At 63.0% G+C, this 16,672-nt stretch carries 22 protein-coding genes; 2 read left to right on the forward strand and 20 right to left on the reverse strand.

The features are described from left to right. Positions 1-4: 4 nt before the first annotated feature. The 8 genes from SGRAN_RS12830 to SGRAN_RS12865 all read right to left on the reverse strand — a co-directional run bounded on the left by SGRAN_RS12830 (position 5) and on the right by SGRAN_RS12865 (position 3,550). Complete coding sequence (locus SGRAN_RS12830) at positions 5-670, reverse strand: SOS response-associated peptidase (protein ID WP_067184197.1); 666 nt, start codon at positions 668-670, stop codon at positions 5-7. 16 nt (positions 671-686) lie between these two features. Beyond that, entirely contained in the window at positions 687-1,202 is a 516-nt protein-coding gene (locus tag SGRAN_RS12835; protein WP_067184200.1) for an SOS response-associated peptidase family protein, read from the reverse strand. Between the two features lie 10 nt (positions 1,203-1,212). Beyond that, complete coding sequence (locus SGRAN_RS12840; RefSeq protein WP_067184202.1) at positions 1,213-1,542, reverse strand: hypothetical protein; 330 nt, start codon at positions 1,540-1,542, stop codon at positions 1,213-1,215. Positions 1,543-1,558: 16 nt separating this feature from the next. Beyond that, positions 1,559-1,753: a DUF6771 family protein gene (locus tag SGRAN_RS12845; RefSeq protein WP_067184205.1), complete on the reverse strand. Its 195-nt coding sequence runs from the start codon at positions 1,751-1,753 to the stop codon at positions 1,559-1,561. A gap of 111 nt (positions 1,754-1,864) precedes the next feature. Further along, on the reverse strand, positions 1,865-2,440 hold the full coding sequence (locus SGRAN_RS12850; protein WP_067184208.1) for a lytic transglycosylase domain-containing protein: 576 nt from the start codon (positions 2,438-2,440) through the stop codon (positions 1,865-1,867). Further along, positions 2,428-2,988 (reverse strand): S26 family signal peptidase, encoded by a 561-nt coding sequence (locus tag SGRAN_RS12855; protein ID WP_067184210.1) that lies wholly within the window; start codon positions 2,986-2,988, stop codon positions 2,428-2,430. Before SGRAN_RS12855 ends, SGRAN_RS12850 begins: the two co-directional genes overlap by 13 nt. Next, complete coding sequence (locus SGRAN_RS12860) at positions 2,945-3,175, reverse strand: helix-turn-helix domain-containing protein (protein ID WP_067184213.1); 231 nt, start codon at positions 3,173-3,175, stop codon at positions 2,945-2,947. Before SGRAN_RS12860 ends, SGRAN_RS12855 begins: the two co-directional genes overlap by 44 nt. 177 nt (positions 3,176-3,352) lie before the next feature. Beyond that, a complete protein-coding gene (locus tag SGRAN_RS12865; protein ID WP_210434134.1) occupies positions 3,353-3,550 on the reverse strand; it encodes a hypothetical protein in 198 nt (65 codons plus the stop codon). 138 nt (positions 3,551-3,688) lie between these two features. Here SGRAN_RS12865 and SGRAN_RS12870 point away from each other — a divergent pair, with 138 nt between their 5' ends. Beyond that, positions 3,689-3,928 (forward strand): helix-turn-helix domain-containing protein, encoded by a 240-nt coding sequence (locus SGRAN_RS12870; protein WP_067184218.1) that lies wholly within the window; start codon positions 3,689-3,691, stop codon positions 3,926-3,928. On the opposite strand, the gene SGRAN_RS12875 is transcribed toward SGRAN_RS12870, so the two are convergent. The 11 genes from SGRAN_RS12875 to SGRAN_RS22845 all read right to left on the reverse strand — a co-directional run bounded on the left by SGRAN_RS12875 (position 3,922) and on the right by SGRAN_RS22845 (position 13,855). Beyond that, entirely contained in the window at positions 3,922-4,257 is a 336-nt protein-coding gene (locus SGRAN_RS12875; protein ID WP_210434135.1) for a DNA -binding domain-containing protein, read from the reverse strand. The genes SGRAN_RS12870 and SGRAN_RS12875 overlap by 7 nt on opposite strands. Positions 4,258-4,267: 10 nt before the next feature. Next, complete coding sequence (locus tag SGRAN_RS22840) at positions 4,268-4,687, reverse strand: transcriptional regulator domain-containing protein (RefSeq protein ID WP_210434136.1); 420 nt, start codon at positions 4,685-4,687, stop codon at positions 4,268-4,270. Between the two features lie 5 nt (positions 4,688-4,692). Then, positions 4,693-5,562 carry a phytanoyl-CoA dioxygenase family protein gene (locus SGRAN_RS12880; protein WP_067184230.1) on the reverse strand — a complete coding sequence of 290 codons (870 nt, stop codon included), beginning with the start codon at positions 5,560-5,562 and terminating at the stop codon, positions 4,693-4,695. Further along, positions 5,559-6,185 carry an acyl-homoserine-lactone synthase gene (locus SGRAN_RS12885; protein ID WP_067184233.1) on the reverse strand — a complete coding sequence of 209 codons (627 nt, stop codon included), beginning with the start codon at positions 6,183-6,185 and terminating at the stop codon, positions 5,559-5,561. Before SGRAN_RS12885 ends, SGRAN_RS12880 begins: the two co-directional genes overlap by 4 nt. Positions 6,186-6,239: 54 nt before the next feature. After that, positions 6,240-7,016, reverse strand: coding sequence for a helix-turn-helix transcriptional regulator (locus SGRAN_RS12890; protein ID WP_067184236.1), 777 nt, complete (start codon positions 7,014-7,016; stop codon positions 6,240-6,242). Next, positions 6,998-7,432 (reverse strand): DUF2147 domain-containing protein, encoded by a 435-nt coding sequence (locus SGRAN_RS12895; RefSeq protein WP_067184239.1) that lies wholly within the window; start codon positions 7,430-7,432, stop codon positions 6,998-7,000. The genes SGRAN_RS12890 and SGRAN_RS12895 overlap by 19 nt, the downstream gene beginning before the upstream one ends. Before the next feature lie 7 nt (positions 7,433-7,439). Beyond that, positions 7,440-8,297 (reverse strand): metal-dependent hydrolase, encoded by an 858-nt coding sequence (locus SGRAN_RS12900; RefSeq protein WP_067187073.1) that lies wholly within the window; start codon positions 8,295-8,297, stop codon positions 7,440-7,442. A gap of 207 nt (positions 8,298-8,504) precedes the next feature. Beyond that, the gene (locus SGRAN_RS12905; protein ID WP_082737454.1) at positions 8,505-11,609 is read right to left on the reverse strand and encodes a TonB-dependent receptor; all 3,105 of its coding nucleotides are present in this window, start codon (positions 11,607-11,609) and stop codon (positions 8,505-8,507) included. A 313-nt stretch (positions 11,610-11,922) separates the two neighbouring features. Further along, positions 11,923-12,906 carry a FecR family protein gene (locus tag SGRAN_RS12910; RefSeq protein ID WP_210434137.1) on the reverse strand — a complete coding sequence of 328 codons (984 nt, stop codon included), beginning with the start codon at positions 12,904-12,906 and terminating at the stop codon, positions 11,923-11,925. Next, on the reverse strand, positions 12,869-13,459 hold the full coding sequence (locus SGRAN_RS12915; protein ID WP_210434138.1) for an RNA polymerase sigma factor: 591 nt from the start codon (positions 13,457-13,459) through the stop codon (positions 12,869-12,871). The genes SGRAN_RS12910 and SGRAN_RS12915 overlap by 38 nt, the downstream gene beginning before the upstream one ends. 180 nt (positions 13,460-13,639) lie before the next feature. Continuing rightward, entirely contained in the window at positions 13,640-13,855 is a 216-nt protein-coding gene (locus tag SGRAN_RS22845) for a hypothetical protein (RefSeq protein ID WP_067184247.1), read from the reverse strand. Positions 13,856-14,135: 280 nt separating this feature from the next. On the opposite strand from SGRAN_RS22845, the gene SGRAN_RS12925 reads away from it, so the two are divergent. Beyond that, positions 14,136-15,290, forward strand: a complete 1,155-nt coding sequence (locus SGRAN_RS12925) for a hypothetical protein (protein WP_067184248.1) — start codon at positions 14,136-14,138, stop codon at positions 15,288-15,290. A gap of 7 nt (positions 15,291-15,297) precedes the next feature. Here SGRAN_RS12925 and SGRAN_RS12930 read toward each other — a convergent pair whose 3' ends face one another. Next, complete coding sequence (locus SGRAN_RS12930) at positions 15,298-16,527, reverse strand: tyrosine-type recombinase/integrase (protein ID WP_067184250.1); 1,230 nt, start codon at positions 16,525-16,527, stop codon at positions 15,298-15,300. Positions 16,528-16,672: the final 145 nt, after the last annotated feature.

Here is a 16,672-nt window from a genome sequence, read left to right on the forward strand (position 1 = left end):
GACATCAACCGAGCGGCAAGGCCGCCTGCGCCGGGCCGCCGCGCGCCGACCAAGGCTCGTCGGTGCGCTCGACGCCAAGCAAAGCAGCGGGATATTGCCGGACGAGCGCCATCGCCTCGGCCGCAGGCGCGCGAAGCCAGGCGTCATGCTCGTCGGGGTGCAGGATGACGGGCATCCGGTCGTGGATGTCGAACAGTTCCGCGGTCGCATCGACCATGACGCCGGTGTAGCAGTCGCCCCATTCGTCGGTTGGACGCCAGAGGCCGGCCCAGGCCGCCAGCGGCTGGTCGGCGACGCTGATCCATGTCTTGGTCATCGCCCCCGCCGGACCTTCGGCCTCGGCGAAGGCGGTGAAGGGAATGAGGCAGCGGTGCGCGGGCGCAACGAACCATTCGCGCCACATCCCGTAAGCGGACATCAGCTTGTCGTCGCGGGCGTTGTTGACCGGCGTGGGCTTGTTCGGTGCGCCGGTCCGCTTGTTGACCGAATGACGCGGGAAGCCCCAGTGCATCGCGTCCATGACGCGGGCGCCGGCATCCTCGCGCACGACGAAGCCGGTGCCGCCCTTCCAGACGTCGCCGGGTGCGGCGTTGGTCGCCTTCGGCCGCCGCGCGCGGAAGACCGAGGCCACCTCATCGACCGACGCTTTCATCGTCACCAGGTTGCACAAGGCGCGGGGCGCTCCTTCAGGCGGCGCCGGCCAGCAGTTCGTCGAATCCCTGCTGGATCGGCGGCATGATAAGGAAGCTATCCTTGGGGAAGGGCCGCAGCATGTCCAGCGGATCGCGTGCGCGCATCAGCCAGTCGAACCAATCGTCGGGGTGAACGACGGCGACATGGCGGTCCTTGTGGGGCGCGAGATCGGGATAGGCCGGGACGGTGAGCGCGGCGAAGCTGTCGGGCCAGTCGCGCCCGCCGGGGCGCCAGACGGCGGCGATGCAGAAGAATGGCTCGTCGCTGACGAGGCTCGCGGCATAGACGGTCTTGCCGCGCTTCACCAAGCCGAACTCGGTCGCGAGCAGCAGGCAGGGTCGGTCGATGATCGCGGTTTCGGACTTGAGCAAGGGTATCTGGAATATGTCGGGATCGCGCGAGGGCAGCCCCCAATGAAGCTCGACCTCGCGTTCCTTGTCTCCGTCCCAGACCATGACGCGGTGGCGCTTGCCGATGCCGACCAGCGCGTCGTCATTCTCGGCGTCCATGCGCTATCTCCTAGCAGCGGAAGCGGCGAACGGCGCGCTTCCATTCGTGATCGGGCGGATATTCGAGCTCGATGTCGTCGACCGATTGCTGCACCAGCTCGAACTTGACGGGGCGGACGCGGCGCCCGGTGCGCCATTTGCAGCGGATGCACCAGAAGCGCCCGAGCGCCTTGTCGAAGCGGACATCCCAGCCGCGCCGCTCGAAGCGCCACCAGAGGCCATGCGGGTTGAACGCGGTGCTATGGCCGCAGCGGCACACCGGCTTGACCGCATAATGCCAGGCCGCGGCCTCGAAGAGATTGGTCGCGATCCGCGACCCATCGGCCGCCCAACGGCCCATGACAGGGCGCGCCCCGTCACAGCGGCAAGGCCGGCTGGTCGGCCGCGGGCGCGCCTGTGCCGCCGCCCTCGATCGCGGCGAGGATGACGCGGGCCAGCTCGTGCGCGGCATCGGTGCGGACGTGCGGCGCGGGCGCGGTGATTCCGACGCGCGCCCAGCCGGGCGCGGTGAGGATGGTTTCGGCGATTCGACTCGGGTTGATCTGTTCCATTGCCAAATGAGAACATAGAGAGAACAGTATCGCAAGAGGCGTGCGCCGAGCCGAAGGCAAGGGCGCACGTTCGTAACCCGTCAACGTCAAGGAAATTCAGGCGTCGCCGCGTTATTGGCGAATGAAGAAAATTCGATGCGCGGCCTCGCGAGTGTTGCCCTCCGCGTCCCGATCCCGCCGCTCCGCGAACAGGGCGACGCGCCGCGCTCGTGTCGGCGCGGCGCGATTCGCGACAGTCGCCATATAGGCGCGCGTCTCGCCGGGTAGGTCCGACCGCCCCGCGAGCCAGGCCGAGTAGCGCGCCGGCCCCGCGTTGTAGGCTCCGAACAGGCCGGGATAACCGAAGCGGTCATACATGAGTCGCAGATAATAGGTTCCCGCCATGATGTTGTCGCGGGGATGATGCGGGTCATTCCCCAGCCCGAGCCGCGCGCGCATGTCCGCCCATGTTCCCGGCATGAGCTGCATGAGGCCCATTGCCCCCGCGCGGCTGGTTATCGGGCGGCCGCCCTGCGTCGTCCGTCCGCCGCTTTCGGCGCGCATCACGCGCTCGATCCATTCGACCGGGACGCCGGTGCGCGCCGATGCCTCGGCGATATAGGGGCGCCAGCGATCGACCGATTGCGCTTCAGCGGGCGAAGCCGCAAGCAGCGCGAGCGCGGCGAGCGCGATCCTCACCGCCGCCATATCAGTCGTGCCTTGCCGACAATATCGCCGGCCTCGCTCACGCCGAAATAGCGCCCGTCGAACGACGCGGGGCTGTCGGCCATCAACAGGAAAACTTGCCCGTCGCGGAGCAAGGCGCATCCCGACCACCACGGCATAGGCCGCCCTGCGCCGTCGCGATCGAGACGCACGGCGACGGCCCGACCGTTGACGGTAACGCGCGCGCCGTCGGCGCAGACCTCATCGCCCGCCGCGGCGGCAACGCGCTTCACTAGCGGAACATTCGCGGGAAGATAATGGCGACGCGCCGCGAACAACCGGAACTCGATCGGCACACGCGCAATCACCATGTCGCCGCGCGCGAGTGGCGCGCCGCCGCCGACCGCGTAGAGGCCGACCGGCGCGCTGGCGGTGACGTTCCATAGGAAGCGCGGACGGGGCGGCGTGACCAGCGTCCCCGCAAGCACGATCGCGAGACCGGCGCAGCCGATCGCCCATCGGCCGATCCGTTTTGCGCGCGCCGGGTCAGTCACGGCCCGGCACCTTGGCCTGTTCGAGCGACCAGGCATCGAGATCGTCGATATGGTATCGGATGCGCTGGCAGGGACGTCGGAAGCGCGGCCCGGTGCCGTTGGTGCGATGCACCTGCAAGGTCCGCAGCGAGACGCCGAGATAGTGGGCGGCTTGCTTGGGGCTTAGGAAGGGTGAGCCGCGCTTCGCCTGCCGCGCGCGCTCGATGCTGTCGTCGCTCTCCATGCTGTCTTTCGCTCCTTCGCGCCGTGTCGGCGAAAGAGGGAGCATGGCGCGCGGTTCACGCCCGCGAACGTGTCGGATTTGGCGATACGAGAATCCGACACCCCTAGCTTGGGAGCCGGGACAACCATGTCGGGGTGCTGCCGTATCGGGCCGCTTCCATCATGCGCAGGTCGGCGCCTAAGCGGCGAAGCCGCCATCGACGAACCAATGGGCGCGGTCGAGGTGCGATTGCCAGCAGTTCTTTGCGCCGCAAGGATCGGCCGCAACGTCGAGGTCAAGCACCTCCATTGCCACATCGCGCCAGTCGTAACCGTCGCGCTCGGCATCAAGCAGTCGAGCATAGGTCAATATATGAACGCGGTCGTAGTCGGTCATGACGGGAGCGTCGGGCGCGCGTTCCGCGATCCCGCACCGGCACCTATTCAGGAAGGATAAGGTCATCAATCAAGGGTCCATTGTTGCGAGTATTATAATACGTAGCATCAAAATGCCCGACTGTCCTCTAACCTCTGGATGGACGTGAGAAAGCTCGTCGGCAGCAATGCCCGCCGTTACCGCATTGCCGCCGGATTAAGTCAGGAAGAGGTTGGCGTCCGGATGGGCGTCGATCGCGCGCATGTCGGGCTGATCGAGCGCGGCGAGCAGAACGCGACCTTGCTCACCATCTGGAGTCTCTGCGAGGCGCTGAATATTCGACCGCAAGCCTTGTTCGACGAAAGTGAATATCCTGCGGACGACCGCAAAAGTCAGTGAGATTGAAACGCGCCGGACAGGATCGTCGCGGGTCCACCAGACCATAGGCGGTGGGCGAAGCCCACTAGCCGGCGCGCGGCGGATTTGGTCGACTCCCCGCGACCGGGCCAATCATCCGCGCGAACGAACGCTTCGCCAACGGTTCGCAGCGTCGCCCCTTCACCTAAAGCGTCGATGACGCGCAGCGCCAGCACGACGCGGTAAAGGCGCGGCGGGGTGATCGCCGCGAGCGGCTGGCCGCGCGCAAGGCCAACCAGTTGCCGGAACTCGGCAAGTTGCCTCGGCGCGACGGCGATGGTGAAAGGAAATATCAGCCGGTCGAGCGGCAACGGCTCAACGCTACTCGCAATGTCGATGCGGACGCCGTGATGAACGCCGCCGATGACGGCATGAAGCTGCCTGTCCCCGGCGACGGCGAGGTAGGTTGCGAGCGAAGGCGCGGCATCGGTAGGGGCTGCGCCCCGCGCGGGCCGGGCGCGCAATACCGAAGGATCGAAGGCGGCCGACCATAGGAGCCGTGCGGCGGACGCAGAGCGGCCCGGTTCCTCGGCGAAAGTGAAGCCCCCAGCGCACGGTGAACGCGGGATCGGCGGCGGTCAGCGGGCTATCACCTTCATCGTCGCCGCCGAGATAGTCGGGATAGCGGCGCAGCAGCTCCCATGCGAGGCCGCGCGCGCCAGTGGCGGCGAGCGCCGCATAGAGGCCGGCGTCGCGCCAGCTTCCGGGCGGCAGGACCGCGCGGGTCTCGATCGCCGGCATAGCCGCTACCCTTCGCCACGCTGCGTCTGGACATAGGTGCGAAGGGCGTCGGCCTGATCGGGCCGCAGCGCATCGACAGCCGCGACGTGATCGGGCCTTTTACCCGCGAGCAGATAGGAGGGGCAGCGCCCTTCGACATTGCCGAGATTGGGGCGGTGCTGGGCGTAGCCGACCAGCGCCGCTAGGTCGGGGTCGAAGTGCCGCGCGACCTCGGGCGGATAGACCAGCCATTGCAGCTCGAACGGCTTGAGCCAGCCAAGGCAATAGCTGACGATGATCCCGCGTCGAAGGTCATCGCTGACATTGGCTCCCGCGCCGTGCAGCGTCCCGCCGAGCCAGACCAGCGCGTCGCCGGGTTCGCAGGTCGCCGCGATCGCCGCGCTCTCGCTCACATCGCCGTCATAGGTGAGCCGGTGACTGCCCGGCCAAAACCGGGTCGCGCCGTTCGCCTCGGTGAACGGCGACAGCGGCCACATGACATTGACCTGAAATTGATGCCCGCCCTTGATCGCGGGCCATAGGTCATGGTCGCGGTGCGGATATTGGGCGAGCGCGCCGGGGTGGATTTCGACGGCCTGCGTCAGATTGAGCGCGATGCGGTCGCAGTTCGGCGACAGGACGCTTTGGGCAAGCGCCAGGATCGCGTCGTGCATGACCAGCGCGCGGGTCGCCGGGGCGCGGGTGAGCAGGCGCCCGAAACGCTTGGTCCGCTCGCCGAAGAAGTCGCCGACGCAATAGGGCGTCGCGGCAAAATCATAGTCGAGCGAGCAATCTATCGCGTCGATCTGATTGGCCGGGAGCAGATTGCGGATGACGCAAAAGCCGTCGCGGTCGAGCCTGACGGGCGCGCTATCGGGGGAGAAAGGCCCGGTCATGTCGCCGATCCCGCCGCGATCGTCCCCGCCGACAAGTCGGAAAGCGCATGGAGTCCGTTCGCTTCGAGATGGGCGGGCGTGGCCGGCTCGATCATCACGGCGAAGGCGCCGAGACGACCGCCGCCCAAATCTTGCCCCGGCCCCAGCGCCTCGCCCTGCCAGCCCATAGCGAGGATCTGTTCACGAAAGCGCGCGGTGACGACGCCGGTAAAGCGGTTGATGCCCCGATCCAGCGCATGATCGACCATCGCGCGGATAAGCCCGTCGCGAAGCCGCAGCCGTTCGGGCCGCAGCAGGTTGGGCGGCAGGCAAAGCCGGGTGATCTCGAAAATGTCGGGGCCGACCGGAACGCCGTCGGTGCAAAGCCGCTCGAACAACGTGCCGAGCAGATGCGGACGTGTGGAGGGCAGCAGCCGCATCGACGCCAGATGACGGCCAGCGCGATCGGCGGCGATGATATAGGTGGCATAGGCGTCGTCGAAGCGGTCGACCTCAAGCCGATCGTCAACGACCGTCAAATCCCAATCGAGCAGGTCGATGAACAGCCGTTTGCGGTCCTCGAACATGGAATCGAGCAACCGCTGGTCGGCCGCCTCGCCAAGCCCTTCAACGATATGTATCATGGTTTCGCTCCCTTGCGTGTGGTCACGCAAGGGAGCGAATTTCTTGCAAAAATATCAGGTCGCTAGGTAGCGATGTTGACGCGGTGCGATCTCGTGGATTCCCACCTCGCCGTCGAGGACGGCGGCAAGAACAAGCTGGGTGCGGTTGCTAACCTCGTAACTGGCACAGGCCCGTTCGACATAAGTTTTGACCGTCGCCGGCGTCAGGCCAAGGATCGTCGCGATGTCGGTATTGCTCTTGCCCTGTCCGGCGAGGACGACGCAATCGCGCCAGCGCGGGCGAAGCCGCGCGACGCGGACTTGCCGCAAGCGCCCGCCGTTCACGACCCGGCGCGCCTTTGAAAAGGCGAAACCGCCGATGGAATGAACGGCATCAAGATGGTGCCGGACGCTCCCCGGCTTGCGCGGGCTACAGAAATTGCACGATCCGCTGCGCTCGCCCAGCACGAAGGCCGGAACGGTGATGCCGTTGCTGACGCCATAATATTCTCCGCGCTCAAGGAAGGTGCGATGCCTCGGCCCAAGTTCGATCAGGTCAGCGATCTCGCACCACGTAAAACAGGCATTGGCCGCGATGCAGGCGTGAACGACGGGATCGTCGCGATGATAGAGGCCGCCGAAATATTCGGCGGCATAGTCGGGCACATAATTGTTCATATTGATGAGGCCCGGCGAGCCGCTGCGATGATCGTCGTGATGGATCATCGCATAGTGACGAAAGCCCAACTCATGCGCGACGGCCGCGAGAAGGCTCTCGATCGTGGGCAGGTCGTCCGCCCTCTGGATTTCGATCAGAAATGCCGCAGCGAGGCTTAACGCGCTCGCGTCCATATTTTGGTGCGGCAGAAGATAGCGGCCTTGCAACCCTTCACCTCCAGCTTGCCATCTGCGCGGAGCGTCAGCGTGCCAGCCGCCGCGCCGTCGCCCGATTCGGGATCATAGAGCGGGCCGCCCTTCCATTCGGCGGGTCCACCCTCGAATCCTTGCAACACGACCAGCCCTTTCAACCGCCGCTCGCGCAATTTGCGGTCGGGGTGCTTGACGTCGCGATGGTCGGGGTTGGCCCGCAGGGGAGCGGCATCGACCACCTTGCCGCAGATGGCCGCGCCGCAGCGATACAGCTCGACTTGCCCCCCGTTGCTTCCGGTCGACCACAGACCGGCGATGGCGCCGCTCCCCTGCGAAGCCTCGGCCGTTCCCCCTCCGGCGGCCGAAACCAATGTCATCGCGAACAAGACAGCCCTCATGCCCCGATCACCGCGGCAAGGGCGTGATGAGCGGCGGGGTCAGCGACGCGAGGGCGCGCCGCGCCAGCGCGCGGTCGTCGTGCTGCCACGGGTGAAAGCCGGGACGGAAATAGCCCACCATGCCGCGCGCGAGCAGGCGCATCGCGCCGGGATAGTCATAGAGATAGACGAGCAGGCGGCGCCATGTCGCAAGATCGTTCTTTCCATCCTGCGAGAGCAGGTTCGCGGTGTTGCGGAACACGACCCAATGGAAGCGCCATGCCGCGCTCACCATTGCGATCGACCGCAGCGACCAGCGCGCGAGGCGCGGCATGTTGCGGGTTGCGTTGAGCCAGGTGTCGTAGGCGACCGCCTTATGCTCGATTTCTTCGACCGCGTGCCAGCGCCACATGCGCTGCGCCTCCACGTCCGCGCCGGCGAGGTGCGCCGGATCGGACAGCACGGCATTGGCGAGGATCGCGGTGAAATGTTCGAGCGCGCAGGTCGCGGCGAGCTGCATGATCGGCGGGCGGCGCTTGGCCCAGGCAATCGTGCGGGCGGCGCGATCCTCGGACGAAGCCATGTCGTAACCCGCATCGCGGGCCTGCCGGTTGAAGAAGATATGCTCGCGCGAATGGGTCGATTCCTGAAAGATGAAATCGTCGATCTGCTCGCGCAACGGCTCGGGCGCGCCGTCGCGGTAATGGCGCACGGCCGCCATGAAGAACTTTTCGCCGACCGGGAAAGTCGATGAAAGGGCATTATAGAAAGCCGTCCGGCCGGGGTCGCCGCCGTGCCACCAGCGGCGCGGCAACATGTCGCGGCCGAATTTCCAGTTGCGCTTCTCGATGACGAGGCCGGCGGGGGTTTGGGTCCTGTCGGTCATCATCGTCTCCTTCCAGCGATAAGGGGAAATGGGCCGCCGCACGGCGCCGGGGAAGGAACCGGGCGACGGCCAGTGTCTCTCGGAGAGAGAGAGAGTGCGCGTGAAAGCATCCCGTCGGTCAATCGGTCTGCGAAAAAACTGGGCTGATATTTGCTCGGGAGCAAACAGACACCGGCCCAAGGTTGTTCCCCCAGTGGTGGAGAGACCTCAGAATTTCTTGCTGATGCTGAACCCGATGATGCGCGGGTCGAGCGTGAAGACGTTGGTGGTCAGGCCGCTGTCGTCGCTGTTCAGGAACGCATCGGTGATCGGCGTCGAGTTGAAGACGTTCTTCACATAAGCCTCGATCGACAGGTCATCGGGACCATCGACGCGGAGCGAGATGTTGAAGTTCGTCCAACTGCGCAGCCGGTCATAGGGGTTGAGATTGTAAACCCGCGCCCAGCTCTTGGCCTGCCAGTAACCATCGCCGCGGACCGTCGCGCTCCAGTCACCTTCGAAAGGAATGGTATATTCGGCGCCAAGATTGACGGTCCAGCGCGGCGAGTTGGGCAGTTCGTTGCCTTCCAACTCGGTGTGAAGGCCAAGGCCGCCGTTCAATTCGGGATAGTTGGCGACATCATATCTTTGCCCGGTCAGGGAGTCGATCGGCGGGTTGTAGCTAAAAAACCCGCGCACCCCGTTGCACAGATCGGCCGGCGCATTTAACGCGCCCGCTCGGTCCCTCGTCAACCAGGCCTCAGCGATATGCGTGGGGACGACGCAGTTGGAGGGCAATTGGATCCATGACTTGACGACGGTATAATCAGGATCGCCCAAATTGCGGTTCATCGGATCGATCGACTGCATCCCCTTGCCGATGCGAGTCTTGAGATAGCCGAAATTGGCGTTGAAGCGTAGCCGGTCGACCGGCTCAAACAGCGCGGAGAATTCGGCGCCCCACATCTTCGCATCGAAATTCTCGTTCACCGCCGTGCGGTCGCGAATCTGCGACACCTGATAATTTTTATAGTCGTAATAAAAAGCCGCGGCATTGAGCGTCAGCCGCCCGCCCATCAGCACATTCTTCATGCCGATCTCGAACGCATTGACGAATTCGGGCTTGAAAGATGGGCCATAATCGACCGCCAACAGTTGCAGTCCTGGGTACGCGTCGGGGAATCGATCCACCTGCAACTGCGTGATAAATCCGGCCTCCAGCAATTGCTCCCGCGTAATATAGCCGGGCGTCGGCGGATTGAATCCGCCCGCCTTGTAACCACGGCTGAAGAAGCCATAGACGAGTGTACTGTCTGTAAAGTCGAGATGCGGTTGCCAGTCGAGCCCGATGCGACCTGTGTATTCTCCCCATGTCTGCCGAAGCACACCCGTCGCCGGATGGCCCTTGTTGACGAAGCCGCCGCCCTCGTACGTCGTTGACAGTAGCAGCTGGCTAGGCACGACCGTGAAGCTCTTCCTGTCGTGTGTGTAGCGCAGACCCGCCGTCAGCTTCAGATTGGGATTGATGTTATAATAGGCTTCTCCGAACGCCGCCCAGCTTTCCAGCTTATAGGGGTTGGACGAACGGAAATAATTATGCCCCTCTCCGTTGATGCTTTCGACCGGATTTGGATCGATATAGGGGCAAAACCCTTCTTCGATCGGGACATAATATGTATTGAAAAAGTCCTTTCCGAATGTCTTCCGGCTGCAATGCGTCATAGTTCCCGTCTCATTGAGCGGTTCGGTCATGGCAAGCATCGTGAACATATTACTCATGACATAATAGTCATTCTGTGTCTTGAACTTGGTGTAATTGCCGCCGATGCTGAAATTGAAGGGGCCATCGAAATCGGATTGCAGGCGTAATTCCTGCGCGAACTGCTTCGATCGTGCGGACGAGACATCGAACGCCGCTAGCGTGTTCGAACAACCAATCTGGGGATCGCAGAAAATGCCGCCGGGCATCATGTCGCGCCACGGGCTGGGGTTGCCGTCATAGTCCACCCAACTCGAAGAATCATTGAAGATGGGCAGCGAGTTGAAGCGATTATAATCCTGGAAGCTGTAAACATTGTCCCAGTTCCACGCCGTCTGTGATGACAGGGTCAGACTGTCCGACAGCTTGGCGTCGAGATTGAGCGCCAATATGTCCGACTTGGCGCGATAGATGGGATCACGGACCGAGGCGATTTCGCGCAGGTCGCGTGACTGCATCATGCCACCGTAAGGGTCTGTCAAAGTATCAAAGAGGGGCGCTTTTACTCGCGGCATTCCGGGGAAATAGCGACCTCCGAATATCCCACTCGCAATACCCAAGCCATAGACATACGAAATCGACGTCCCGTTGGGTGTTCCGAACGCCGCATCGTCATAAAGGCTACCTGCCTTGCATCCCGTAGAGAAGGTCGCAGCTCGGATTTCCCGATATGGTGTCAAGCTCGCATTGGTAGGATTGGTTATGCGCGTCGGTGTCGATCCGATCATGTCGGGGGTATCGTCGCGGTGGCAAAGCTGCTTTCCGGTGCGTGAACGATTGTCGTTTTCGTGGAACCGCTCCCAAATGAAGTTGCCGCGCAGCCAGTCATTCTCGAAGCCCAGCGTCGCGCGGAGCGACCAAAGATCGCGCTTGTTGACCCGGTTCTGCGTCACCGAATTATAATCATAACCATCGCGATCGGTCATCGCCCCAGCGATGCGAAGGCCGAGTTGGTCGGGAACGATCGGCACGTTGAGCATCGCTGTCATCCGGCGGCTGTCGAAATTGCCAACCTCGCCCTTGATGCTGCCTTCGAACTCGCCCAGCTTCGGCTTGGCGGTAATCAGGTTGATGACGCCGCCCGTCGCATTGCGGCCGTAAAGAGTGCCTTGCGGACCGCGCAGCACCTCCAACCGCTCCATGTCGAAGAACTCCTGCTCGAAGAAGCGGTTGTGGATGATGCCGATGTTGTTGAAGGCCACCGCGACGCCGGGATCGCTGGTCGCCGAGATTGCCTTGGTGCCGATGCCGCGGATTGAGATATTGTAGCTGGTAAAGTTCGACTTGGAAAAGGTCAGGTTCGGCACCGCGCGCATGATGTCGGCGCCGCTTTCGATCTTCTGCTCTTCCAGATTCTTCTGCGATAGCGCGGTGATCGCGATCGGCACATCCTGCACAGACTCCACGCGCTTCTGCGCGGTGACGACAATTTCGTTGGCGACATAGGTGTTGTCGGTGGGCGCGTCAGCCGCCGCTGATGAAGCCGAAGCAAGCGTATATGTCCGACCATCGTTCGACACGACCCGCAGGCCGGCATCGGCGGCCGCCCGACGCACGGCCTGATCGACGCTCATAGAACCCTTGATCGCACGGATAGTCTTTCCCCGCACGGCGTCTGCGCTGACGAGAATCTGGACATCGGCCTGCGTCGCCAGTTCCGGGATGCCGGTCGCGGCGGACTGCGCCGGAACGTCGAAACTCTTGGTCTGGGCCATCGCCGGCGTCGCAGCCGCCACCGCACAAATTGCCGCCGAAGACGCGAGAGCGCCGCGAAGATCGCGATACCGCATATTATCCTCCCCCATGTAATCCGGCCCGATCATTCGGGCTCACATGGACAACGATGCTTGAGCGAAACTTTTTTGTAATTTTTTCTGAAAAAATCCGTCAATCCGACGATAGGATGATCCGGTCGGCGGTGATAACGGCGCGAGAATCCGTCAGTATCTCAACGGCGTGCGCGAAGGCGTCGGGTTCATTCGTGCGAAAGCGGCCGATCATCTTTTTTTGCCCGAGCGCCGCGCCGGAAAGCTCGATCTTGCGGACATTGTAGCGGTTGAACTCGGCCACCGCCTCCGCAACCGTGTCCCCGTCGAACACGAGCTGGCCGGTGCGCCATGCCAGCGCGTTGTCGATTTCCTCGCTCGCAGCGGCAATGGACACTACGGCTTTGTCGGGTGCAATGAAGGCGCGCGTCCCCGCCTCGACGCGGCGGATATTGGCTTCGTCCCCGACGCGCCACACCTCGACGACGCCTTCGGTCACTTGCACATTGACGCCGTTCGCTTCCCGCCTGACGGAAAAGGCCGTGCCGACTGCGCGAACGCGCACGTCGCCGATTTCGACCAGGAAAGGCCGCGCGCGATCCTTGGCGACCTGAAACCACGCCTCGCCGCCCTTGAGCGCGATCTGGCGCAGCTTCGGCTTCATGGTCACGTCGAGCGCGGTTTGCGTGTTCACCGCGGCAAGCGAGCCGTCGCTTAGCGGCACGCGCCGGATTTCCCCTATTGCCGTCTGGATTTGCTCATCCGGCGCAGCGAAGAAATCCATGCGCGGAAGGCCGACCACCAGTGCGGCGGCGGCAGCGGCGGCACCGCCGCCCAATATGACGAGCCGCCTTGAAAACCAGCCGCCGCCAGCGGCGGCCACCTCGTAAGCTGGCGGTTGTCCGGCGCGAAGGACGCTCGCGCGGTCGAGCATGTTCCATGCGACCTTGGCACGGAAATAGGCGCCGCGACGGCGGTCATCACCCGCGAGCCATGCCTTGAGTTCGGCGCGCACGGCAGGGTCATGGCCCTCGCGGTCCATGCGGGCGACCCACTCGGCCGCGCGATCATTGATCGCTTGTGCTGTTTCGCGTTCGCTCATCATATCCCATTCTTGCCATTGCTCGCGCGGTCTTGCGATCGCCATCGGCTATCGACTGCAATATCAGCTTCATGCCCTTGGCGACCTCATTCCCGATCACATATTCCGTAACGCCAAGCTGCTCGGCAACCTCGCGCTGCGACAGTCCATCGACCTTGCGAAGCTCGAAAATCCTTCGGCAGCGGTCGGGCAGTTCCTCGATAAAACGCTGCACCCGTTCCAGTTCGCGCCGGGCGGCGACAACCCGTTCGGGTGTCGGCTCGTCCATTGCGATGCCTGTGCTCTCGATCTCCGTAACCGATTCAATGCTGACCACGCGCGCCCGGCGCAATCGCATGAGAACGATGCTGCGCGCGGCAGTGAAGAAATAGGCGCGACCGCTGGCGATATGGCTCACTCCTTTCAGGCCCGCGATCTGGCAATAGGTTTCCTGTATCACGTCTTCCAGGTCGTCGGGATCGAGCGTGCGGAGAAGCCAGGCGCGCACGTCCGCTTCGTGCGGCAGGATTTCCCGCCCCACCCAGGCCATGATTTGCGCGCGCTTCTCCCGGTTCACGTCATTCGACTTTTTCGCTCCCGTTCACCCCAACGATGCACGACGGAGGGTTTCCCGTAAATTTTGTTCAAATTCTTTCCGGTTGCGGCGATGATAGCATGACTGCGCGCGCTTAGGATTGTCAGCGGAACACAAAAAAAGGGCGGGAAAATCCCGCCCTTTTCTCGATTTCAGAGGCTCTTAGCGGCTCGGATCGGCCGCCGGTTCGTCGGTCGCCGGTTCTTCCGCAGGCTCCGCGGCCGGTTCGGCAGCGGGTTCGGCGGCAGGTTCCGCCGCGGGTTCCGCAGCCGGTTCGACCTGTTCCGTGTCGGCCGGCTGTTCGGTCGTCTGTGCAGCGACGACCGGCGACATGGCGAAGCCGGCAGCGGCGACGATCGGGAAAGTAATTTTACGCATATCAGGATGACCCCTTTGTGGTTGATGCGCCTAAAGCATGGGAGGCAAATTTCGCATTTGTAACCATGCGAACGGGCGGCCCGTCCCGAGCTTCGCTCGGCTCATCCCGAAGCGCGGTCGCCGCCAAACGCAGCAACACATTAAAAAGTGACCTAGATGCGAAATTTTGTTTCGCGCGATTTACCGATTCGCGAGCAGCGATCCGTCCGATCGGTTCGCGTTCACTAAACGAGAAAAGCACCGCCGCGCATCGTTGGAAGGAGCAGGAGAATATAGAAGCATGAACGAACAAGCGACGATCACGCGACAGGAAATTTACGACCTCGTTTGGCGGAAACCGTTGACGCACCTTGCCATGAAATTCGGGGTTTCCGACCAACAGCTTGCCCGGCTGTGCGAACGCGAGGAAATTCCGCGCCCGTCTTCGGGCTATTGGAACAAGATCGCTGCTGGTAAATGCGTAGGTGCCAGGCCGCCGCTTCCTGCCGGGAAGCGAGGCGCGGACGCCATCGTTTTTCGTTCCTTTGCCCTGTCAGACCAGCCCATCACGCCGAAGTTGCAAGTCGAACAGCTAAAGGCGGAGCTACCGGCCATTCGCTTTTCCGAGCGGCTGATTCAGCCTCACCCTATTGTTGCCGAGCGCATCGCCTCCCGCAAAGAGGAGCTTCGCGCGCGCACGGAATATTATGATCGCGGCTCGCGAGAGTGGGAGAAGGTTGCGCCCTTCGACAGCGCCGATCGCCGCCTTCTGTGTGTCCTCAACGGCATATGTCAGACGCTCGACGCGCACGGGGTAGCCTTGGGACGCAATGGGCGCGGCGAACTGACGGCGCGTTCGGGCGTCGATGCGATCGTATTTCAGCTTCGCTATCGAATGAGGCGGGTCAAGATACCGACCGCACCGGACAAATGGAGCGCGCCGCTCAAGGGTCCAGACGTGATGCGCTGCGATCTGGAATCGACGGGCGACCTCATATTCGAGGTGACAAGCTGGCTGCCCGCGGGCTTTCGCCGAAAATGGTGCGAAGGTCCAACGTATCGGCTCGAACATTTCGCGAGCGACATTGTGGCGACCGTGATCTTGGCGCTCCCTGCCATTGCCGCCGAGCGTGAAGCGAAGGAGGAACGCGCGCGCCTTTATGAAATGCGGGCGAAACAGCAGCGCGAACAACAAGCGCAGCGCCGTTTGGACAAAAATCGCTTTCGGCGGCTTACCGAATATGCCGAAGCATGGCGCACAACATCGCTGGTTCGCCGCTTCATCGCTGCCATGCGGGAAACCGACCTCGACATGGATGCGGTGATCGACGGCATGACCGTGGCGCAATGGCTCAAATGGGCCGATGTCGCGGCCGATCGTCGCGACCCGCTTTTGCGCTCTTTGGGTGTCATCGAATCCATCGCGGACGTGGATCGTTGGACCTATCCCGACTGATCGGCCGTCAGCTCCAACGCCGTTCGCCCACGACCAGCTTCACCGGCTCGAAGTTTTTCCGCAAGCGATCCAGCTCATCCGACCAGAATTGCATCATCTGAACGCGCTCGTCCCAATATTCGCCTCTGGCATAAGCGCGCCGCACCGCGTTGCCTTCGGCATGGGCGAGCTGCCGTTCGATCGCGTCGGGGTTCCAGCGCCCCATTTCGTTGAGCAAGGTGCTCGCCATCGCGCGGAAGCCATGCCCTGTCATTTCGTCCTTGGCGTAGCCGAGACGACGCAGCGCGCCGTTGATGGTGTTTTCGGACATGGGGCGACTGGCCGAGCGCAGCGACGGGAAAAGGAACCGGCTCAAGCTGGCGTCATGCTCCAGCGTGGCGATGATTTCCAACGCCTGACGGGAAAGCGGAACCTTGTGGACCCGGCGCATCTTCATCTTGCTCTCGGGAATGGTCCAGACCGCGTTGTCGAGGTCAAACTCCTTCCATTCGGCATAACGCAATTCGCCGGGCCGAACGAATATATGGGGCAAGAGGCGCAGCGCCGCCAATGTGGACGGATGGCCCTCATAGCCCTCGATCGCGCGCAGCAATGCGCCGACCTCCGTTGGCGTCGTGATGGCAGCGCGATGCGTCACCTTCGGAGTAATCAATGCCCCGCGCAGATCGGCGGAAACATCGTGGTCCGCCCGAACGGTAGCGATCGCATAGCGGAACACCTGACCGCAAATGCTCCGCAGACGATGGGCGGTTTCGTGCTTGCCCTTCGATTCAAACTTGCGAAGCAAGGTCAGCAGTTCAAACGGCTTGATTTCCGCGATCGGCCGATGCCCGATCGACTGATAGGAAAAGTCCAGCAGCCAACGGTTCTTCTTGAGCGTGGCGGGCGCGAGGCCTTCCTTTTCGACCTTGGCTAACCATTCCTCTGCGACCGCCCGAAACGTGTTTGCCGCCGCGACACTCGCCGCCGCCTTGTCTAGCCGGGCTTGCTCTGCCGGATCCTGACCAGTGGCTAGCAGCCGCCGCGCGTCGTCTCGCTTGGCCCTGGCCCCGGCAAGGTCCAAATCCGGCCAGATGCCGAATGCGAGCGTCTTGCCCTTACCAAGGAAGCGATAGTTCATCCGCCAGTATCGCCGCCCGGATGGCGTGACGAGCAGATAGAGCCCGCCCGAATCGCTCATCTTGTATTGTTTGTCGCGGCCTTTCGCCGCCTTGATCGCTACCGCCGTCAGTCCCATGAGGGTATCTCTCCATCATCGCTCGGGACATACCCTCAAAAATACCCTCAAATTTTCCGGGTGCGTCGAGATACGTCCGCATCAACAGGGACGGTTATAGCAGAAAAAGTGGGAGAAATCAGCCGTTTTTTGGACGTTGCCGGAC

Origin of the sequence: Sphingopyxis granuli (assembly GCF_001559015.1) — a bacterium.
GTDB lineage: Bacteria > Pseudomonadota > Alphaproteobacteria > Sphingomonadales > Sphingomonadaceae > Sphingopyxis > Sphingopyxis granuli.